A 20,694-nucleotide genomic window follows, 5' to 3' on the forward strand; every position below is an offset into this window, starting at 1 on the left:
GAGCACCTGCAGCGGAAATCAACCACCACTCGCTACCATAAATAGCAACAAAGGTTACGCAAAAAGTTTTTCTAATTTACGAACTTCCAACTTGTGTAAAATAAAACAAAAGTTTAGAATATTAACAAAAGTTACTTTTCTTTATAGGGGTGGGAGAAAGTGAACGAGAAAGAAAAGCTTTTATTGTCATTCATAGAAGAAAATCCGTTTATGACGCAGCAGGAATTATCTGAGCGAAGTGGGATTTCGCGATCGGCTGTTGCCGGTTATATTTCCAATCTGGTCAGACAGGGGAAGATTTTAGGTCGTGCGTATGTGATCCCAAAGAGGAACGGGATCACCTGCATAGGGGGAGCCAATATCGACCGGAAGATGCAGCTGCTGGGTGAGATGATCCCTGAGACATCCAATCCTGCGACAACGGAACAGACGAGCGGGGGTGTCGCTAGAAATGTTGCTGAGAATCTTGGGAGACTCGGGAAGTCTACGAATCTTATTACCGTAGTGGGGGAAGACACAGAAGGCAGCTGGCTCATGGACCAGACGAAAACCTTCGCTGATGTGTCCGGGTCCCAAAGGCTTGTAAATGAAAGCACAGGAGCTTATTCTGCCGTATTGGATGAAAAGGGTGAACTGTTATTTGCCTTGGCTGATATGAACATTTATGAAAGCGTTGACATTGGTTTTATAGAAAGGCGTTGGGGCTTGATTGCCTCTTCGGAAATGGTACTGCTCGATACCAATTTTCCGGAAGAGGTGTTGAAGTACATCATCAGAAGGTGTCAATCCGAAGGGGTTCCCTTGGCGGTGATTCCTGTCTCGGCTCCAAAGGTGAAGAAACTCCCTCCTTCATTGGAAGGGGTGTCATGGTTCATTTGCAATAAAGGCGAAGCAGAGATGTATCTGGATATGAAGATTGAAACCGAGGGGGATTATTTTAAAGCGGCGAAGGATCTGACAATGAGAGGAGCCGAGCGTGCTGTCATTACCCGTGGGGATCAGGGGCTTATTTATTACACTACATACAAGGAGGCAACGGCCATCCTGCCTCCAAAGGTTGAGGTGCAGGATGTGACCGGGGCGGGGGATGCCCTCGTAGCCGGCATATTATTTGGCTTTTTAAAGGGATCTGATACGGACGGGGCGTGCAGGATCGGTGTGATTTGTTCGTCGATCACCCTTCAGTCGAGGCATACGGTGGCACCGACGCTTAACGAAAGCAAGCTTCAACAGGAATTCAGTCTCTATTATTAAGGGGGAAATGGTTGTGAATATCCATTCATATGTAGAATACTCAGAGGAAGTCAAAGAAGCAAAAAGAAAGGGCATGGCGATCGTCGCATTGGAGTCAACGATCATCTCTCACGGCATGCCATATCCGCAAAATGTGAAGACGGCAAGGGAAGTTGAAGATATCATTCGATCCAAAGGCGCGGTACCGGCCACAATCGCGATTTTGAATGGAAGGATAAAAATCGGATTATCCCAGGAGGAGCTTGAATATTTAGGGCAGGCAACAGACGTGATCAAGGCGAGCCGGCGTGATATCCCTTATATCCTCGCCTCCGGTAAAGACGGGGCGACGACGGTAGCGGCAACGATGATTTGTGCAGAGCTTGCCCATATCCCGGTATTTGTGACGGGTGGGATCGGTGGGGTGCACAGGAACGCGGAAGTGACGTTGGATATTTCGGCGGATCTTGAGGAACTCGCCGTATCGAACGTGGCTGTCGTATGTGCCGGAGCCAAGTCCATATTGGATATCGGCCTGACCCTTGAATACCTGGAAACAAAGGGAGTACCCGTTTTAGGATACAGAACCGACTCACTGCCGGCGTTTTATACAAGAAGCAGCCCTTATTCCGTGAATTATAAGGTGGAAACACCAGAGGAGACCGCCGGCATATTGAAAGCGAAATGGGAACTTGGTCTGAAGGGCGGAGTGGTAGTGGCCAATCCGATTCCGGAAGCGGATGCCATGGATGAGCAGGAGATGGATCATATTATTGAAACAGCGTTAAAAGAAGCAGATTCAGAAGGGATCAAAGGCAAGGAAGCCACTCCCTTCCTGCTTGGGAAGGTGAAGGAGCTGACGGATGGCAGGAGTCTGACGGCGAATATCGCCCTCGTGAAGCATAATGCTCAAATCGGGGCGGACATTGCCGTCCGGTATGCCGAACTTGTCCAAATTGAAGCCGTTTAATTTTAGATGACAGGAAGGAACCCGGGCAGAAAGGTAATGCCCGGGTTTTTGGTGTGAATTGACATTCGTCGTTTATATGTTGGGAAAGGTAGGGTAAAATGGGGGTAATAACGTTACGATAAAGGAAGGTACTATGGCTCAAATGCACTCTAACCATGCATTGAATGTAGATTCAATTCCAGCCCCGGCAGCAATAATCGATGTGACACAACCATCTTTTATAGAGCAAAATGAAGAATGGAGGGGGATCACCCTCAAGGAAGAAAATCTCCTCCTGAAAATTCTGGAGGATGACGATTATTCCATTCGCTTGCATCATCAATACTACGGATTTAAGAGGAAACGGATGGATGAGTCCAAAGAATTGGTCATGATGATCCCTGTTGAGTCCGGCGTTTCACGCGATGATGACCATCATTCCCATTCGGCGATTTATGAAGCCCTTATCCACAATACGCCTACATGTGTTTGTATCATAGATAAAAATGGAAACGTGATGGAAATGAATCAGTCTTTCCAGGAGCTGTTTCAAATTTCGGATGCCATTCTCGGGGAGCCCCTCTGTCAGCAGCCGCCACTGCAGAATGGAGCCTTCCATGCCATTGTGAAAGATGGTTTGAAAGGCTTGAATACGACAGGGGAAGAAGTGACTTTCCAGATGGGTACGCACCTTCAGATCACCTGTAATATCACCATTTCCCCAGCCAATTATAAGAGTGACGGAACGGTGGATAGTGTGGGGATCATCCTCCATGACATCACGGAAAAGAAAAAGTATGAAAATGAATTGATGTCCTTAAAGGTGGAACTTGAAAATACCCTCCGCCTTCAAAAGACGATCACGTACAAGATAAAGAAAAGCGATCAGGATTTTGTCATTGAAATGGCAGCGGGGGAGCTATTGAATAAGCTGAACCTGACTCCTTCGAAAGTGATCGGGAAAACGATTCAGGAAGTGTTCGATTCCCATCATCTGGGGAAGATCCAACCAAAGTTAAAGCGGATATGGGAAACGGGAGAAGAGCTGACCTATGAAGACGAATACAAAACATTGGAGTATTTGGCTTCCATCGTCCCGGTCGTTCAAAAAGGTGCCGTAGTGGAAATCATCGTGTCCATATCAGATATTTCCCTGATCAAGGACATCCAGAGAAAACTGATCGAAAGCGAACAGAAATATAAATCAATCGTAAAATACAGCCCCGACAATATTTATATGGTCGATACTAACGGCATCATACAAGAAGTGAATCCAGCGGTGAAAACCCAGTGGGACCACATCTCCCCCCATATGATCGGAAGCCACTTTAGTGAGTTCATAGCAGAGGGAAGCAAGGAAACGGCCATCAAGAAATTTGAAGTCGCCCTTAAAGGAGAAGCGTCAAGATTCGTGACCACCTTCGAAAATGGAGAAGGTGGCAAAAGCCATGTGGCCGTCACCAATATCCCGATCCGAGTTAAGAATAAGGTGATCGGGATCTACGGATTTGGGCAGGACATCACGGAAAAACTGCAGATGGAAGAAGAACTGAAAGAAGCGAAAGAGCTGCTTGAAGCTTATTTCGAGCATGCAGGGGACGGGATCGCCCTTCTGGATCCGGAAGGAAAGGTCTTAAAAGTGAATCAACAGTTCGAATCGATGTTCGGGTGGACGAAGGATGAAATCACAGGAAGGAAAATCACCTTCCTCCATCAGGACGATCAGGTCGTTCAGTTCAAACAAAACCTGGCCACGGTGATGGCCGGGAAACGGATCAAAGATTATGAAACCGTCCGGTACCGGAAAGACGGCTCACCGGTCGAGATTGCATTTAATATGAATCCGATCTTGAATGATGGAGGGCGTTTGATCGGTATTTCTGCCATCATACGTGACTTATCCGAGAAGAAGCTTAACGAAGACCTGCTGAAGAAGTCAGAGCAGCTCGCAATGATCGGTCAGCTTGCAGCGGGGGTGGCTCACGAAATCAGGAATCCCCTGACGACCCTGAAAGGATTCCTCCAGCTCATGAAGGAAAATGCCGAGGATGACTTTTATCTTGGTGTCATCCAGGGGGAACTGGACCGGATCGAAATCATCACCAATGAGTTTCTGGCACTGGCTAAACCGAGGGCCGTCAAGTTTTCCCTCACCTCCCTGACAACTCTTCTCACAAGTTCCGTTGAATTCATCAAGATGGAATGCCTGAAGCAGGGGGTCGATGTGAGGTTCTCTGTCGAAGAGGCCGAAATCTACTGTGATTCCCATCAAATGAAACAAGTCATCTTGAATGTGATGAAAAATGCCCTGGAAGCCATGCCCGCAGGCGGACTCCTCAATGTTCAACTGGAAAAGGTGGATGGCCATGGGAAGATCTCGATTCAAGATAACGGGAGCGGGATCCCTCCTGAGCGAATGAAACATCTTGGGGAACCATTTTACAGCACGAAAGAAAAAGGGACCGGGCTCGGACTGATGATTTGTCAAAAGATCATCAAGGAGCATCACGGTTCACTATCGATTCAAAGCAACGTCAGCGAAGGGACCACCGTCACAATCCTTCTGCCGATTGCCGACAATCATTAGAAAAATACTCCACGATAAGAGAAGAATCTTGTCGTGGAGTATTTTTTGTTTACACGGGTATTGTCGATTTTTCAAACGGAAATAATCCGACAAATAGTGAACAAGACGCTGGATGGGAGGGGGTGATAACACTTATATTTTCCCGGGAAATAGCGTCTTCTACAAATTTCTTCAAGGTGGTTTTCCTGCAAGGAACTTGTCATCTCATGGCGAGAGCACACCGGCAAGTTTCAACATCCTGGAAATAGGATAAATGAATGGAAAGAGGTGAAGAGAGATGAAGACGAACGTCTTTATAAGCGGTGGAGGCATTGGCGGCCTGACACTCGGGTTGAAACTCGCCCGGTGTAACATCGATGTCACCGTCGTAGAGCGGTTGCCTGGGCCCGGTGCCGTCTACAAGGGTGAGTTACTCCAACCGAAGAGCCTGGAAATATTCGATTCCCTGGGAGTCATAGATGATGTCTTCCAAAACGGGCACAGCATTTCCGATCTGGAACTGATTGAATTGAAACGGGCGAAATCGAAGGCCGATCATTCTACCATGAGCTATTCCATCCTTCCGACCCCGTATCCATTTTCCCTCATGATCCATCATGAAACCCTAAAGGACATCCTGAGACAAAAAGGGGAAGAGTATCCATCCTTCCATTATCGTGCGAATACCGTCTGTAAAAAGATAAATGGTCATACCGTGACCGTCGAGGATCGGGAGACGAAGGCAGAAACGGAGATTCATAGTGATTTCATCATCGGTGCAGAGGGGAGGAGCTCAGTCACTCGTGACTATATGGAAGTAGATGTGAAGGAGAAAAAGTATAATCATCATTTCCTCACGGTCACATTCCCAAGGCCCAAGGAAATGGTGAAGGGGCGCATCATTTCTACATATCAATCATTTTTAGGCTTATTTCCACTTCCGGACAATGAAGTGAGGTCGGTTTATCTTATCCCGGCAGGTGAATACAAAACACTACGGAAAAAGCCGATTTCAGAGTTTCATAAACTCTATATCGAAATGTGCCCGGATCTTGACGGGTATGTGAACCAGATAGAGGATTGGAAGAAAATCCAGCTCATGGTCCCATTGAAATATCATGCAGAGACCTATGTGAAGGATCATTTTGCCCTTATCGGAGACGCCGTCCATACGGTCCATCCCATGGCGGGGGAAGGGATGAATATGGCGATCCAGGATGGCAGCATCCTCGGGGAGCTATTATGTGACATGTATAAAGAGGGGAAATTGGATCCAGCCAATTTGGAATGGTATCCAAAGGTGAGAAAAAAGAGGGTAGCCCACCAAATGCACCTCAGTCACTTATCGGCCCTCGTCTATTCCTATCCATACCGACCCGTCGGCTGGCTCCGGAATAAAAGCCTGCAGAGGATGGAAAGGGATTCGATTTCCCATTACAAACAGATGCTGAACATCTCAGGCCTCGGCATGTGGAGGGAAACCCTTTATGACCGGATGATCCAGGGGGGTATGCTCCCGATCAGGCATGATTCATTAACAGACGAAGAAAAATCAACGACTGCATTTACAGAAAATCAGGACTATCCCTGGAAAGGAAAGGAGGCACTACAATGATTGGAGAAATGGTGAAGGTATGGCGGGCACGTACCTGGATGAAAAAGAATGTCCCTTTCCTATACAGCTGGCATGCCTATGTGGGCTATGAAATGGACCTTTTCGATCAATTTACAAAGCCTGCTTCCATTCAGGAAGTGGCGCTCTCTCAAAATATCGAAATGGATCTCCTTGAACAATGGGTGGAGGTGGGAATCACCATCAAGCATCTGAAACGGGTGGAGGATGAGAAGGTCACGACAAGAAACAGATGGAAGCTGCCGACTTCAAAAAAAGATCCCCACTCATCAGGGATCCTGCTGAAAGAAATGATGGAACTGCATATCCCGGCGCTGTTGTCGTATCCCCAACTACTTCGGAATCAGACGAAACAGCACTTCAATTCGGATGTCCACGGCTCCACCGTAGCGAAAACGTCGATTCTACTGGAGCGATTCGCTTTTCCAAAGGTACAGAAGGCGATTAAAAAATACAATGTGGACTCCATTCTGGACTTGGGATGCGGTGAAGGAGGATATGTAAAGAGGATAGGGGAGCGTTATCCCGATAAGAAAATGGTAGGGATCGAGATCCATGAAGCCGTCGCCAAAGCAGCGGAACAATCTCTGCAAGACTTTGAAAATATCGATATCCACTGTGGGGACCTGCATGAATATGAGCCCGAACAGCCCTTCGATATGATCATGGCCAATAATCTTTTTCACTATATCGACCCATCCGAACGTCTTCAATTCTTTGAAAAAGCATCTGCGTGGCTCGGGTCCGAAGGCTTGTTCTTCGTCCTGACACCGATGCAGAAATCCAAGCACGGAAAGCAATTCTCCAGTGCCTTCAACAGCTTCTTCATGACGTTCCAGAACCTGTACCCGATTCCTTCACAGAAGGAAATGGAGACACTGGCCGGTAAAACTCATTTTAAAGTCGAGTCCGTCGAACCGATCGTGAAAGAAGGCGGATGGTACGCGATGACTTTCAGGAAAGACGGATCCTTGTGAGAAGGGATCCGTTTTTTGTTTGGGTTCTGCTTTCATTCAGTTGCTGAATAATGGATGAAAATCAGCAGCTGAATAACGCTCGAGCTTCACCTGTCAAAATTCTAAAGAAATTCAGCAGCTGAACCCCCATCGTCACACATTCCCCATAATTATTTTCAAGAAACAGGGTAATCACCCGTCCTTTTAGGGTAAAAATAGAAAAGTAGATCATGAATGTGGAGGAGAGCCGATTGAGTAAACATGAAAGATTCGACTGTATCGGAATCGGGATCGGGCCGTACAATTTAAGTTTGGCTGCCTTGATGGAGGAAAGGACCGATCTGAAGGTGAAGTTCTTCGATCAGACCCCGGAGTTTCAATGGCATCCGGGAATGCTGATTAACCTGACAGATTTGCAGGTGCCGTTCATCGCGGACCTGGTGACGTTTGCGAATCCACAGAGCCGGTACAGTTATTTGAATTATTTACATACCCATAATCGTTTATATAAATTTTTCTTTTTTCAAAAGTTTGAAATGCCTCGTCAGGAATACAATGAGTACGCCCGCTGGGTCTCGGGTCAGCTGAGCTCATGTCAATTTCACAGTGAAGTGATCGGGGTGACGGATGTTGGCGACTGTTATAAAGTGGTGGTCGATAACCGGCTGGAAGATGAGCGTGAGGTTTATTATGCGAAGCATATTGTGATGGGAACGGGAAGCAAGCCTCTTATTCTAAAAGGAATGGAAGGGTTGCCGGATGAGGACGTCCATCACACGAGTAAGTATCTGTTCCATAAAAAAACGACGATGGAAGGGGCCTCCATCACGATAGTGGGATCCGGTCAAAGTGCAGCCGAGGTATTCTTTGATTTATTGAAGGAGCAGGAAAATCATTCGTATCAGCTCTCGTGGCTGACCCGTTCCGAAGGGATCCTGCAACTTGAATCGTCAAAGCTCGGGCAGGAATTCTTCGCACCTGACTATGTGGATTATTTCCATGGACTCTCATATGAAAAACGGATGGAAGCCCTGAAAACCCTCGATCAGCTCAGAAACGGGATCGATCCGGACACCCTCAACAATATTTATAACATTCTCTATAACCACTCAGTCAGAGACCAGTCAACCCGCACGACCATCCAGCCCCTGACGGAAGTGAACGAGGTCCGGGATGAAGGGGATGGTTACGTCTTGAGCTGCCGCCAATGGCAGGAAAATCGCGAATTCACGTATCAAAGCGATAAAGTGATTTTAGCGACAGGGTACAAGCCAAATATTCCTGAATGGTTTTTTGAGGAGTTCGAAGACAAAATCGTGTGGGAAGATGATAAGAAATTCAAAGTCTCCCGGAACTATCAGCTTCAATTTAAAGAAAAGCCGGATCGCGAACATCATTTTTACACCGTGACGAATCTGGAGCACTCCCACGGGGCCGGGGCGACGAATCTTGGATTGGCCGTCGACCGGAATATCCATATCATCAACGACATCATGGGGAAAGAAGTGTATGAAGTACAAAGGAATACGATCTTCTCCCAATTCACGATGGGTAATGATGGGTTTTAATCTATGTGTGCCGGGTAAAGTATAAGTGTGATAAGAAATCAAACAATAATAGGAGTGTTATATTTTATGGCTAAGATCGCAACCTTAATTACAGACATGTTTGAAGACGTAGAATTTACAGATCCTGAAAAAGCGTTTAAAGAAGCAGGCCACGAGGTCGTGACGATTGAGAAGGAAAAAGGAAAATCAGTCAAAGGCAAACAGGGTGATGCAACGGTGAAGATCGATGAAAGCATCGATGACGTCAATCCTGCAGACTTTGATGCCTTACTATTACCAGGCGGATTTTCTCCGGATCAGCTCCGAGCAGATGACCGTTTCGTGACATTCACCAAGCATTTCATGGATGAGAAAAAGCCGGTATTCGCGATTTGCCACGGACCACAATTACTCATTACGGCAAAAGCACTGGAAGGACGAAAAGCAACGGGCTTCAAGTCCATCAAAGTGGATATGGAATATGCAGGTGTGACATACGAAGATAAAGAAGTCGTCGTGTGTGGCAATCAGCTTGTAACCAGCAGGACACCAGATGATATCCCGGCGTTCAACCGTGAATCATTGGCGCTTCTTTCTAAATAAGACAAGTAAATGAAAGGGGACATTCCCCAAGGTATTTTGTACCTTTGAGGGAATGTCCCCTTTTTTAAGTGACGGTTCACGCTTTTCTTCTAAGGTTACCCATTTCTTCAATGATGGCGTTCATCTCGCTCGGGCTGAAATGATCCTTGCGATTCACCATGACATAAAGGTCGTGGAGATCCTCGTACATTTCTTCATTGAAATCTTCAGGCTTGACGGCACCTGCATTGACCATTCTCAATTTTTCCTTAATCGCTGTGACCATGTATTCGATGTTTTCTGCTGTGTTCTGTGATAAATCCATCTCCGAATCGTCCTTTCTGACGTGCAGTGTAGTACATTTATCTTTCCATGATTCCTTCATCCTGTCAATAAGGCATGGATAGAAGAGGATTTTTTTCAGAGAATGTTTTACACTATAAAGGAATGGGAATGGAGTAGATAAGCTAATACGTGAGAATGCTGCCAGAAAGTACATGATCCAGTGGAATTCGGCTGCAGCCGATTGCTGAATAAAAAAAGACAATCATTTGAAGGAGGGTAATACATATGGGAAGAAATAAGTTTTACAAAGGGGTCATGCTTGGTGCTGTTGCAGGGGGGATTCTGTCTCTACTGGACAGATCGACACGTCAGGAAGTGGGCTCCACTTTAAAGAACAGTGGACAGTACATCTCTACCTACTCAAGAAATCCTCAGAGATTGCTTGAGACATCGAAGGAAGTGTATGAGAAACTTCGCATGACGGCAGATCAGGTCTCGAGGGACATTCACTTCATCAGTGAAAAGGTAGATGAAATCAAAGGGATGACCCCTCAGGTGAAAGAGATCATCGAGGAGACGAAAGAAACGTTTGAAGACTCATCAGAAGCATATAAAGATACATTTTCAGGTCATGAACCATCGAATGAACTAACTGCTCAGGATGAAGAGAGCCAGCCGATTGCTTCTTCATTTAAGGGGTATTAACGAAATGAGGTGAAAGCATGTCGGATGAGACGGTCAAAGGAGAATGGAAAGGATTTTCGAAAAGTCTTTTCGCCAATATCAGTGCGAATGACGTAACGGGCCTTGCTGCGCAAATTGCCTATTACTTTCTTTTATCGCTCTTCCCACTGCTGATATTTATTGTCACCCTTCTCCCGTATCTTCCCTTTGAACAGGGGGATATCCTTGGATTGGTAAGGGACTTTGCGCCGGGTGAAACGATGTCGATGATCGAGGAAACACTGCAGGACGTCATGTCCAACCGCAATTCCGGTTTACTGTCCGTCAGTATCATTGCCACGATCTGGTCGGCATCCAATGGGATGAATGCCATAGTGAAGAGTTTGAACCGGGCATATGATGTCGAGGAAACCAGATCATTCATTGCCACGCGCCTGATGTCCATTCTGTTGACATTCGCCATGATCCTGGTATTTGTCATCGCTCTCCTGCTTCCGGTATTCGGAAAACAGATTGGTCTATTCCTCTTTTCTCAATTTGGATTTTCAGATCAATTCTTAACGATATGGAACGGGATACGCTGGGCGATCACTCCCATCATCCTCTTTATCATATTTGTCGGATTGTATTATTTCGCTCCAAGTAAACGGATCAAATGTTTAAGTGCGTTTCCGGGAGCAATCTTTGCAACGCTTGGATGGGTACTTGCGTCCTTGGCCTTTTCGTATTATGTGGGAAGCTATGGGAATTATTCCGCCACATACGGCAGCATTGGTGGAATCATCGTACTCATGATCTGGTTCTACTTAACGGGAATCATCATCATGATCGGTGGAGAAATCAATGCACTCGTTACGATTAAAGACAAGGATTCGTGTTAAAATAGGGGAAATCATCCCCTGGACATAGGAAAGGTTGAAGTAGGGGAAGATTCTATTAAACATTCGTGTTTAAGGGGTCTTCTTTTTTTATGTGATAGAGAAAGCGAGGTGGGGAATATGTTAATTGCCGCAATGGTCGAACGGCTCGGCATCATCGTGACGATTGCCTTTGTGATGACGAGGATCAGCTTCTTTCGGCATCTGATTGAAAAACGCACCCACGTGAAGAAATCCCAGACGCTCCTCCTGATCCTGCTGTTTGGGTTCTTCGGGATCGTTGGTACATATACAGGATTGATCGTGAATCCGTTTCAGGAAGAATATACGAAATGGCAGTGGCATCTTCAACAGAATGAAGCGATTGCGAACTCGCGCGTAATCGGTGTTGTGGTGGCAGGACTTCTGGGTGGTCCCTGGATCGGGATCGGGGCCGGACTGGTGGCGGGTGTCCACCGGTATTTCCTTGGTGGATTCACGGCGTTCTCATGCGGGATCTCGACGGTGCTTGCAGGTCTGTTGGCAGGATGGATCGGCAAGCGTGAAAAGAAAAACAGGCTCGTTTCTCCGCAAAAGGCGTTCCTTGTCGGCTTTATTGCAGAGGGGATGCAGATGCTTCTCATCCTGTTATTGTCGAAGCCATTTGACGATGCTTACTTGCTCGTGTCTGACATCGGTTGGCCGATGATTCTCGCCAATGGCGTCGGGACCGGGATTTTCCTGCTTATCATCAAGAGTGTATTTCAAGAAGAGGAACGGATGGGGGCTGCTCAGTCACAGAAAGCACTGCGCCTGGCAGACAGTACAGTGCAATACATGCGAAAAGGATTGAATGCATCGTCAGCCCGGGCGACATGTGAAATCCTCATGAGGGATGTCAATGCCCTGGCCGTTTCCATCACGAATACATCCCACATCCTCGCTCATGTCGGGCTTGCATCTGATCATCACCATGAAGGGCGGCCGATCCAAACGGAAGCTACGAAGCGGGTCATCGAAACCGGTGAGCTCATGAAGGTGGGGCGGGAGGATATCCAGTGTGATCGGAGCGGGTGTCCACTAGGAGCGGCCATCATGGCCCCGCTTTTAAAAGGGGATGAAATCGTCGGGACCCTTAAATTCTATTTTCATTCCGAAAAGGAAATTTCACCGATATTGATGGAGTTAACCAAGGGGATTGCGACACTTCTCAGCCATCAGCTGGAGCTTGCTGAAATCGATACCCATAAGGAGCTGGCGAAGGAGTCCGAAGTAAAGGCACTCCAGGCTCAGATCAACCCTCATTTTCTGTTCAATACGATCAATGTCATTGTGTCATTGACCCGGATCAATCCCGATAAGGCCAGGACACTGCTCATTTCCCTTTCCCAATTCGTCCGCCAGAATCTGACGGGGAGCACGAAATCAACGTCCACTCTCAAAGAAGAAGGACAGCATGTCAAAGCATACCTGGCCATTGAAGAAGCACGATTCTTTGACCGGCTGAAAGTTGAGTATCACATCGATGAAGAGGCTTTACAGGCGAAAGTCCCATCCATCACCCTTCAGCCCCTGGTGGAAAATGCGATCAAGCATGGGATGAAACATGTAGAAGAAGGGTTTGTGTTAACGATCTCCATAAGGAAAGAAGGAGAGAAAGTGACCGTCAGCGTGACGGATAATGGATGTGGCATCGCTGAAGACAGATTGAGTAAGCTATTATCGGAGCCCGTTGAATCAGAGGCAGGCACAGGGATCGGCCTATACAATGTGAACAAACGCCTGGAAATGATGATGGGAAAAGAAGCAGGGCTGAAGATCTCATCGACAAAGGAAAGCGGGACCACCGTTGCCTTTACGTTAAGGAGTGAAAAGGAATGAAAATCGCAATCATCGATGATGAACCATACAGCCGTGAGGAAATGAAGCATCTCCTCGGCAGTTATACCTGGGCAGAGGTGGTCGGGGAAGCAAGCTCAGCCGAAAAGGGCCTCGAAATCATACTGACGAAAGAGCCTGACGTCCTGTTCCTGGACATCGAGATGCCCGGCATGAGCGGAGTGGATCTCGCCGAGGCCCTTCAAAACATGAAGCATAAGCCGGAAATCGTCTTCGCCACGGCGTACCCTGACTATGCCCTTAAAGCATTCCGGGTCGAGGCTGTCGATTACCTGCTGAAACCTTTTGAAGAGGATCAGCTTGCCCAAACGATGGAGAGACTGAAGTCTTTAGTGAAGGTCGAACCTCGTGAAAATCCATCCCTCGGAAAACTGGCCGTCCATGATGAGGACAAGATTGTATTCGTCAAGCCGGAGGATATTCTCTACATTTTCAGGGAAGAGCGGGAAACGTACATCTGTACGGAAAAAAAGAAATACACGTGCAGGCTGCCAATCAAGGAATTGGAATCCAAACTGAGCACCTATCCATTCTTCCGCGTCCACAAAAGCTTTCTCGTTCAGCTGCCCTTTGTGGAAGAGCTGATTCCATGGGGGAGCGGCGTATACCAGCTGAAGGTTCATGGGGCCGATGAGGCGATTCCGGTGAGCCGGAATTATGTGAAGGAGTTGCGGGAGCGGTTGGAGTTGTAGTTGTCGTTAGTGTGTAGTATGGATGTACCTGGTACAATCGGTGGGATTTGTACCTGGTACATTTTTTGATTTTTGTGCCAGGTACAAAATGGTTGATGAGTGCCTGGTACAATTCTGGCTTTTGGTGCCAGGCACCCATCAATTCCACCATGCACAATAATCCCCTCCCAGAACATCTCAACCCCAATTTTCGACATCTTAAACAGAATGTGACGAAAATGTGAATATGCTTGCTATAATGAAAGCGTATTCATAACTGAACGAAAGGGGATCATATACATGGTCACATTCCTGGTCTCGATTGTTGTCTTAATTATTGGTTACTTCACATATGGAAAATTGATTGAAAAGATTTTTGGTATTAATGAAACACGTTCGACCCCTGCTTATGCAAAGGCAGACGGAGTCGACTACGTCCCAATGGACACGAAGCGTAACTCCATGATCCAGCTGTTGAATATCGCTGGTGTCGGCCCGATCTTCGGCCCGATCATGGGAGCATTATACGGACCGGTCGCTTTCCTTTGGATCGTAATCGGGGCGATTTTTGCCGGAGCGGTCCATGATTACTTGACAGGGATGATTTCAATCCGTAACGGAGGGGCTCATTTACCGGAGCTTGCAGGGCGTTTCCTTGGCAAAACGATGAAGCATGTGGTGAACGCATTCTCGATCCTGTTACTTGTATTGGTAGGGACAGTGTTCGTTACCGCTCCTGCAGCACTGATTGCGAATATGACTCCGGCATGGATTTCACTAGGTGTCATCATTGCAGCGATCTTCATTTACTATATTGTCGCAACATTACTTCCGATCGATAAAATCATCGGTAAAGTGTATCCGCTGTTCGGAGCACTGCTTTTAATCAGTGCAGTAGGAATCGGAGCAGGATTGGTGATTACGGGAGCGGATATTCCTGAAGTATCCCTGACGAATATGCATCCTGATTCTGTCGCTATTTTTCCTTTATTATTCTTGACGATTTCGTGTGGGGCCCTTTCAGGCTTCCACGCCACACAGTCACCGATCATCTCAAGAACGACTCAAAACGAGAAGAACGGACGCAAGATTTTCTACGGTATGATGATTTTAGAAGCGATTATTGCGATGATCTGGGCAGCAGCAGCCATGAGCCTGTTCGAGCCTGGTGAACTGAATGCGATATTGAAAGACGGAGGACCTGCAGCAGTCGTGAGCGAAGTGTCTGTTCTGATGCTTGGTTCCATCGGCGGAACGCTTGCCATCCTTGGAGTCATCGTTCTTCCAATCACTTCCGGTGATACATCATTCAGAAGTGCACGTATGATCATTGCCGATTACATCAAAGTCGGACAGGTGAAAATGTCCAGCCGCCTTTGGATTGCCGTTCCACTGTTCGTGATTTCAGTCGTATTGACACGTATGGACTTCAATCTCTTATGGAGATACTTCTCATGGGCAAACCAATCGACGGCGATGATTGCCCTTTGGGTAGGCGCCATGTACCTGGCCCTGCAAAAGAAACCACACTGGGTCGCAACGATCCCTGCCATCTTTATGACGATGGTTACGTTCACGTATATCCTGAACGCTCCGATCGGATTCGGGCTTTCCATGGGCACAGCCTATATGGGAGCTACAGTCATAACGATTGTGTCAATCCTTGCCTTTATCTACACATTAAGAAAGCGCTTAAACGATGGAAGCGTCATACAGGTCGACGAAGACGTGCCGCAGCCAGCAGCGTAAATGCAGAGTTTTCCGGTTATTACCGGGAAACTCTTTTCTTTTTTTGTACAAAATAATAAGGATTCACAAACTATGTCTTAGGAGTGATTCAGCATGACAAAGAAAACGAAAAAAGACGGCGGTACAAAGCAAAATCAAAACGCAAAGCCGAAACACAAAACATCCGGTTCTGCAAACGGACAGAATGGATATCACTAGAAATATTTTTCGCCAATCCTTTACGGGGTTGGCTTATTTTCTTTTTCAGGCAGATGTCTTTATTCCGTAGGTTGTATTATAATGGAGGTAGTTTCAAAAATTTAGTAGTCTCAAAAAGGAGATCCCATTATGTCGAATACTAATGATCAACAAATACAGCCAGAAAAGAAAAAGATCAGCCTTCAAGAAGCGATGAAGCAACAGCTTGCGAAGAAGAAAGAAGCGCAGGCAGGAGGCAAGCAGGCAACAGGCGGTCTTGCATCCAACCAACGTATGCAAAGTCAGCAAACGAAGAAGCCAAGCAATACCCGCCGGAAGATGGGTAGCTAATTGGGGAGAGGAGCACTCGTTAGGAGAGTGCTCTTTTTTTGAAGCTGATCATGTAATTTTCATTTACTTTCCACCCCAGCCATGCTACCATAATAAAAATTTCAAAAAAATGCCATGAAGAGAAGAGTAGATATCCTGAATTCTTTAAAGAGAGCCCTGGCAGCTGAAAAGGGGCAGGAAGGACGATGTTGAACCAAGACTCTGAGCAGCGCATCGGAACCGGCAGCGGGGATGGTGTGACGGGGGCTCCCGTTACGGAGCTAGGGTATACGCCGATGGGCCGTACCCGAAAAGGCCGGTATGGTGACATACTGGTGAACTGGGGTGGCACCGCGATATAGAATCTCGCCCCCAAGACCAACGTCTTGGGGGTGGGATTTTTCTGTTGTACACAAATCGCGGGGAGGAATAGTGGATGAAAAAGTGGAAGGATCCTATGTTGCTTTTATCGGGTATCGGAATTTCGAGTATCGGCGGATGGATTTATCTGATTGCCCTTAATTTGATTGTATTGGATGAGTGGGGGTCACCTGTGGCGGTGGTGATGTTATACGTGTTGAAGCCAGTTGCGGCGCTTATCACGAACGGTTGGGCCGGGAGTTTGATTGACCGGGTCAATAAGCGGAATCTGATGGCGGCACTGGACTTTTTCAGGGCCGTGTTGATTGCGGCGTTGCCATTCCTTGCGACGGATTGGTGGATGTATGTCGTCGTGCTTTTCATCAATATGGGGAGTGCTGTCTTTTATCCGGCGTCGATGGCTTATATCACAACGTTGATTCCGAAGGGGAACAGGCAGCGGTTCAATGCTCTTCGGGGACTCGTGGGGTCGGGGGCATTTCTGATCGGGCCCGGAGTGGCGGGGATCTTATTCCTGATGGGAACACCGGATTTTGCCCTTTATATGAACGCTCTTGCCCTTTTATTATCAGGGGTGATCACCTTGTTTTTGCCTAAACTTGAGGGGGGTTCATCGAATGGAACAAGTACCTTCCACTGGGAAATCATTAAGGATGATTGGCGGGTGGTATGGGGTTTCAGCAAGAGATCGGCTTACGTGATGATCCTGTACGTATTGTTCACGTGCATGCTCGTGATGACGGCCGCCATCGATTCCCTTGAAGCCGCTTTTTCTAAAGATGTGCTGCATCTCTCCAATAGCACCTACGGATATCTCGTGAGCATTGCAGGGGGAGGATTTGTACTGGGATCTTTCCTGAATGCGGCGTTGTCTCAAAAACTTCATCATATGCACCTCATGGGTGTCGGCTCTGTCATCGTCTCCGTCGGGTATATCATATATGCATGTTCACACGGCTTCTTGACGGCTGCGGTTGGATTCGCTCTTTTATCCTTTGCCCTGGCCTTTGCGACAACAGGCTTCGAGACTTTTTATCAAGAACATATCCCCGTTGAAATCATGGGGCGGGTAGGGAGTCTGTATGGATTGCTTGAAGGCGTCCTTGTCATCTTGCTGACGGTTCTGATCGGACTGGTGGCAGAGGTGGTGTCGATTCGGGCTGCCGTCGCTGGAGGTTCGATCGTCATGCTTGGGGTCACCATGGTTTTATGGGGAGCAATGAGGAAGAATTCTTGGAAAAAACAGTTAAAATATAATTCAGAATGTTATAATAAATAAAAACGCACTCATGAAGGAGGTTCGCGGATGAAGATGACGGTGGATCAATATTGGGATAAATGGGAAGAGCTGATGAGTCGGGAAGAAGCGAGCTTTGAGAAGTGGGATGGGTTGGAGGATCTGTTGTTCATCGCCCAAAAAGAAGGGGATCTCTATAAGGAATTCTGCTGTCGGTTTGGAATCATGAGGACCGTCAACTATCTTGGGGAGTATGAGGAACTATTCGATCACTTCGAATGGTGCAACGGGTTTTTTTTAGATAATGAAGAGAACTTGGAGGATTGGGTGGAAAGCTTCCTCTGGATCTATAAATGGATGGCGGAGCATCTGGTGAAGATGCCGGGCATTGAAATGGAACTCCTGGATGCTTTTTTCAATGACTTTCAGGAAGCGTATGACCACTACGGATACAGTCTGCGCCCTTATTATCAGCATCAGCATAAACGGGCTTTGAAGACAGGCGAAGTGGAGGACGCCCACGATTATTATCATGAATGGCTCGCCGCAGAACGGGATGCCCTGGCGGATTGTGAAGCGTGTGAATATCAGACACAGCTTGAGTATTTCTATTTTACCGGGGAAAAGGAGAAGGCGGCTCCCATCGAGAAGCTGTTATTATCCAAAGAAGTGTGCTGCGGGGAGATTCCTCATCTTACGTACAGCAAGCTGCTCCTTCCTTATTATGAGGACGGCCGGTTGGAGGAAGCCGTACGTTACCAATCCGAGGGATACTTTTTCATTTACGATAAACCTCACTTTCTCATTGAGGCATCTGAGCATATCCGGTTTCTTGCTTTAACGGAACCTCTTAGGGGCATCAAAGTATTGGAGCGCCACATCGAGTATGCCGACAGCGGGAAAGATCCGTATGGGATGTTCTATTTTTATATGAGTGCCATCGTCCTCCACCGGAAGCTCCTGGAAGCGGGGCATCGCCCGGGCTTCGCCGTGGATGTGATGAGTGAAGTGGCCGAGGAAATTGCGGGGGATTTCGATGAAAGGAATGGGAATGATTTCTTTGAACGGGAAATGGAACGGTTTTATTCCCTCTAACAGATATTGACACCCTCATGGAATCTCTATATAATCATCTAAAATAACTGAAACAATGAAGAGGATCAGTAAAGGGATCTTGTCTTTTCAGAGAGGGAGCGGTTTGGTGAGAAGCTCCCATGGATGAACCTTTGAACCTGCCTCCTAGTTCTGTATCGAATGAAGATATCAGCGGTCCGAAACCGTTATCATGGAATGAGTGTAAAGCTTTGCTTTGAATCAGGGTGGTACCGCCAGAAATGGTCCCTGATGAGAAGCAGGGCTTTTTTTGTTACCGTCGGGCGGTTCGCTGATATATGTGGGATTTCGCTGATAAAATGTAAATTCCGCTGATATATCCGTGATTTCGCCGATAAATCGAAAATTCCGCTGATAAAACCAATCCAACCAAAAAACGAGGTGCTCTCAAATGGCTAAAGAATTTGTAAAAGATGTAACGGGCATGGATGAAGACTTTGCCCAGTGGTACACCGATGTCGTGACGAAGGCGGAGCTGATCGACTACTCGAGCGTCCGGGGCTCGATGATCATCAGACCTTACGGATACGCAATCTGGGAAAACATCAAGGATGCCCTTGATGCGAAAATCAAGGAAACCGGGCATGAAAATGTGTATATGCCCCTTTTTATACCGGAAAGCCTGCTGCAAAAAGAGAAGGATCATATCGAAGGATTCGCTCCGGAAGTCGCATGGGTGACCCATGGCGGTGATGAGGAGTTAGCGGAACGGCTATGCGTGCGTCCGACGTCCGAAGTGTTATTCGGTGAGCATTATAAAAACATCATCCATTCCTACCGGGACCTGCCGAAGCTCTACAACCAGTGGGCGAATGTGGTTCGCTGGGAAAAGACGACCCGTCCGTTCCTCCGAACGCTTGAGTTCCTGTGGCAGGAAGGCCATACATGTCACGAGACCGATCAGGATGCTCATGAGGAAACGGTTCAGATGCTCGAAGTATACGCAGAGCTTTGTGAAGAGATGCTGGCGATTCCAGTCATCAAAGGTCAGAAAACAGAGAAAGAGAAATTTGCCGGTGCGAAATATACGTACACGATCGAAAGTTTAATGCATGACGGGAAAGCGTTGCAATCAGGAACGTCTCATCATCTCGGGGACGGATTTGCGAAATCATTCGGCATCCAGTTCACGGACCGTGACGGCAAGCTTCAATATGTTCAGCAAACATCATGGGGACTCACCACCCGCATCATCGGGGCCATGATCATGGTGCACGGGGACGATCGCGGACTTGTCGTGCCGCCACGAATTGCTCCGACCCAGCTGATGATCGTGCCGATCGCCCAGCATAAAGAAGGTGTCCTTGATTTTGCCTATAACCTGAAGACACAGCTTGCAGGTGTTGCCCGCGTCGGGATCGATGCCAGTGACAAAAAGCCGGGTTGGAAATTCAATGAATATGAAATGAAGGGGATTCCACTCCGCCTGGAAGTCGGTCCGCGGGATATCGAGAACGGGCAGGTGATTCTGGCGAGACGTGATACCGGGGAAAAAATCACGGTCACGATGGAAGAGCTGGAAGGGAAAGTGGCAGCGCTCCTCGAAGACATCCAACGCAATCTATTGGAAAAAGCGAGAGAACACCGCGAAGAAAAAACGACGGTCGCCAAAACGTTTAATGAGTTCAAAACGACGGTGAATGAAAAAGGCGGTTTCATCAAAGCGATGTGGTGCGGAGACCGTGCCTGTGAAGATAAAATCAAGGAAGAAACGAGTGCCACATCACGATGCATGCCGTTTGAACAGGAGCAGGTGTCCGATACGTGCGTGTGCTGTGAGAAGGATGCGAAACAGTTGGTCTACTGGGCGAAGGCGTATTGAGGAAGGGGAGTATCATTTTCCTT

17 protein-coding genes and 2 other annotated features are annotated in these 20,694 nt (G+C 47.3%); of the genes, 16 read left to right on the top strand and 1 reads right to left on the bottom strand.

Annotated elements, in window-relative coordinates; genetic code table 11:
• The first annotated feature begins 159 nt into the window (after positions 1-159).
• The 7 genes from P8596_RS02980 (at position 160) to P8596_RS03010 (ending at position 9,487) form a co-directional block, all read left to right on the top strand.
• On the top strand, positions 160-1,254 hold the full coding sequence (locus P8596_RS02980; protein WP_279725803.1) for a carbohydrate kinase: 1,095 nt from the start codon (positions 160-162) through the stop codon (positions 1,252-1,254).
• A gap of 19 nt (positions 1,255-1,273) precedes the next feature.
• Entirely contained in the window at positions 1,274-2,203 is a 930-nt protein-coding gene (locus tag P8596_RS02985) for a pseudouridine-5'-phosphate glycosidase (RefSeq protein WP_279726955.1), read from the top strand.
• A gap of 133 nt (positions 2,204-2,336) precedes the next feature.
• Entirely contained in the window at positions 2,337-4,769 is a 2,433-nt protein-coding gene (locus P8596_RS02990; RefSeq protein WP_279725804.1) for a PAS domain-containing protein, read from the top strand.
• A gap of 277 nt (positions 4,770-5,046) precedes the next feature.
• A complete protein-coding gene (locus tag P8596_RS02995) occupies positions 5,047-6,363 on the top strand; it encodes an FAD-dependent oxidoreductase (RefSeq protein WP_279725806.1) in 1,317 nt (438 codons plus the stop codon).
• Positions 6,360-7,358, top strand: coding sequence for a class I SAM-dependent methyltransferase (locus P8596_RS03000; RefSeq protein WP_034761249.1), 999 nt, complete (start codon positions 6,360-6,362; stop codon positions 7,356-7,358). Before P8596_RS02995 ends, P8596_RS03000 begins: the two co-directional genes overlap by 4 nt.
• Positions 7,359-7,588: 230 nt before the next feature.
• Complete coding sequence (locus P8596_RS03005; protein ID WP_279725808.1) at positions 7,589-8,905, top strand: lysine N(6)-hydroxylase/L-ornithine N(5)-oxygenase family protein; 1,317 nt, start codon at positions 7,589-7,591, stop codon at positions 8,903-8,905.
• A gap of 66 nt (positions 8,906-8,971) precedes the next feature.
• The gene (locus P8596_RS03010; RefSeq protein ID WP_079530796.1) at positions 8,972-9,487 is read left to right on the top strand and encodes a type 1 glutamine amidotransferase domain-containing protein; all 516 of its coding nucleotides are present in this window, start codon (positions 8,972-8,974) and stop codon (positions 9,485-9,487) included.
• Positions 9,488-9,563: 76 nt separating this feature from the next.
• Here the strand turns inward: P8596_RS03010 and P8596_RS03015 are convergent, their stop codons facing one another.
• The gene (locus P8596_RS03015; protein ID WP_034761256.1) at positions 9,564-9,791 is read right to left on the bottom strand and encodes a DUF1128 domain-containing protein; all 228 of its coding nucleotides are present in this window, start codon (positions 9,789-9,791) and stop codon (positions 9,564-9,566) included.
• Positions 9,792-10,036: 245 nt separating this feature from the next.
• Between P8596_RS03015 and P8596_RS03020 the strand changes: the two genes are divergently transcribed.
• The 9 genes from P8596_RS03020 (at position 10,037) to proS (ending at position 20,671) form a co-directional block, all read left to right on the top strand.
• Complete coding sequence (locus P8596_RS03020) at positions 10,037-10,456, top strand: hypothetical protein (RefSeq protein WP_051758354.1); 420 nt, start codon at positions 10,037-10,039, stop codon at positions 10,454-10,456.
• A 17-nt stretch (positions 10,457-10,473) separates the two neighbouring features.
• Positions 10,474-11,316, top strand: coding sequence for a YihY/virulence factor BrkB family protein (locus P8596_RS03025; RefSeq protein WP_034761258.1), 843 nt, complete (start codon positions 10,474-10,476; stop codon positions 11,314-11,316).
• 117 nt (positions 11,317-11,433) lie between these two features.
• Positions 11,434-13,173 (top strand): LytS/YhcK type 5TM receptor domain-containing protein, encoded by a 1,740-nt coding sequence (locus P8596_RS03030; protein WP_279725810.1) that lies wholly within the window; start codon positions 11,434-11,436, stop codon positions 13,171-13,173.
• Positions 13,170-13,883 carry a LytR/AlgR family response regulator transcription factor gene (locus P8596_RS03035; protein WP_279725811.1) on the top strand — a complete coding sequence of 238 codons (714 nt, stop codon included), beginning with the start codon at positions 13,170-13,172 and terminating at the stop codon, positions 13,881-13,883. Before P8596_RS03030 ends, P8596_RS03035 begins: the two co-directional genes overlap by 4 nt.
• Positions 13,884-14,162: 279 nt before the next feature.
• On the top strand, positions 14,163-15,611 hold the full coding sequence (locus P8596_RS03040; protein ID WP_279725812.1) for a carbon starvation CstA family protein: 1,449 nt from the start codon (positions 14,163-14,165) through the stop codon (positions 15,609-15,611).
• Between the two features lie 327 nt (positions 15,612-15,938).
• A complete protein-coding gene (locus P8596_RS03045; protein ID WP_034761269.1) occupies positions 15,939-16,139 on the top strand; it encodes a hypothetical protein in 201 nt (66 codons plus the stop codon).
• Positions 16,140-16,244: 105 nt separating this feature from the next.
• Positions 16,245-16,495 (top strand) — a binding site (T-box leader).
• 59 nt (positions 16,496-16,554) lie between these two features.
• The gene (locus P8596_RS03050) at positions 16,555-17,778 is read left to right on the top strand and encodes an MFS transporter (protein ID WP_279725813.1); all 1,224 of its coding nucleotides are present in this window, start codon (positions 16,555-16,557) and stop codon (positions 17,776-17,778) included.
• Positions 17,779-17,805: 27 nt separating this feature from the next.
• A complete protein-coding gene (locus tag P8596_RS03055; protein ID WP_279725815.1) occupies positions 17,806-18,831 on the top strand; it encodes a hypothetical protein in 1,026 nt (341 codons plus the stop codon).
• 46 nt (positions 18,832-18,877) lie between these two features.
• Positions 18,878-19,082, top strand: a binding site (T-box leader).
• Positions 19,083-19,240: 158 nt separating this feature from the next.
• Positions 19,241-20,671, top strand: coding sequence for a proline--tRNA ligase (proS, locus tag P8596_RS03060; RefSeq protein WP_279725817.1), 1,431 nt, complete (start codon positions 19,241-19,243; stop codon positions 20,669-20,671).
• Positions 20,672-20,694: the final 23 nt, after the last annotated feature.

This window comes from Rossellomorea sp. DA94, assembly GCF_029834455.1.
GTDB classification, from domain to species: Bacteria; Bacillota; Bacilli; order Bacillales; family Bacillaceae_B; genus Rossellomorea; species Rossellomorea vietnamensis.

Excerpts from the sequence above, each read along its gene's own strand:
- P8596_RS02990 (WP_279725804.1), top strand. The coding sequence starts at position 2,337 with ATGGCTCAAATGCACTCTAACCATGCATTGAATGTAGATTCAATTCCA.
- P8596_RS02995 (WP_279725806.1), top strand. The coding sequence starts at position 5,047 with ATGAAGACGAACGTCTTTATAAGCGGTGGAGGCATTGGCGGCCTGACA.
- P8596_RS03000 (WP_034761249.1), top strand. The coding sequence starts at position 6,360 with ATGATTGGAGAAATGGTGAAGGTATGGCGGGCACGTACCTGGATGAAA.
- P8596_RS03010 (WP_079530796.1), top strand. The coding sequence starts at position 8,972 with ATGGCTAAGATCGCAACCTTAATTACAGACATGTTTGAAGACGTAGAA.
- P8596_RS03015 (WP_034761256.1), bottom strand. The coding sequence starts at position 9,791 with ATGGATTTATCACAGAACACAGCAGAAAACATCGAATACATGGTCACA.
- P8596_RS03020 (WP_051758354.1), top strand. The coding sequence starts at position 10,037 with ATGGGAAGAAATAAGTTTTACAAAGGGGTCATGCTTGGTGCTGTTGCA.
- P8596_RS03025 (WP_034761258.1), top strand. The coding sequence starts at position 10,474 with ATGTCGGATGAGACGGTCAAAGGAGAATGGAAAGGATTTTCGAAAAGT.
- P8596_RS03030 (WP_279725810.1), top strand. The coding sequence starts at position 11,434 with ATGTTAATTGCCGCAATGGTCGAACGGCTCGGCATCATCGTGACGATT.
- P8596_RS03035 (WP_279725811.1), top strand. The coding sequence starts at position 13,170 with ATGAAAATCGCAATCATCGATGATGAACCATACAGCCGTGAGGAAATG.
- P8596_RS03040 (WP_279725812.1), top strand. The coding sequence starts at position 14,163 with ATGGTCACATTCCTGGTCTCGATTGTTGTCTTAATTATTGGTTACTTC.
- P8596_RS03045 (WP_034761269.1), top strand. The coding sequence starts at position 15,939 with ATGTCGAATACTAATGATCAACAAATACAGCCAGAAAAGAAAAAGATC.
- P8596_RS03050 (WP_279725813.1), top strand. The coding sequence starts at position 16,555 with ATGAAAAAGTGGAAGGATCCTATGTTGCTTTTATCGGGTATCGGAATT.
- P8596_RS03055 (WP_279725815.1), top strand. The coding sequence starts at position 17,806 with ATGAAGATGACGGTGGATCAATATTGGGATAAATGGGAAGAGCTGATG.
- proS (WP_279725817.1), top strand. The coding sequence starts at position 19,241 with ATGGCTAAAGAATTTGTAAAAGATGTAACGGGCATGGATGAAGACTTT.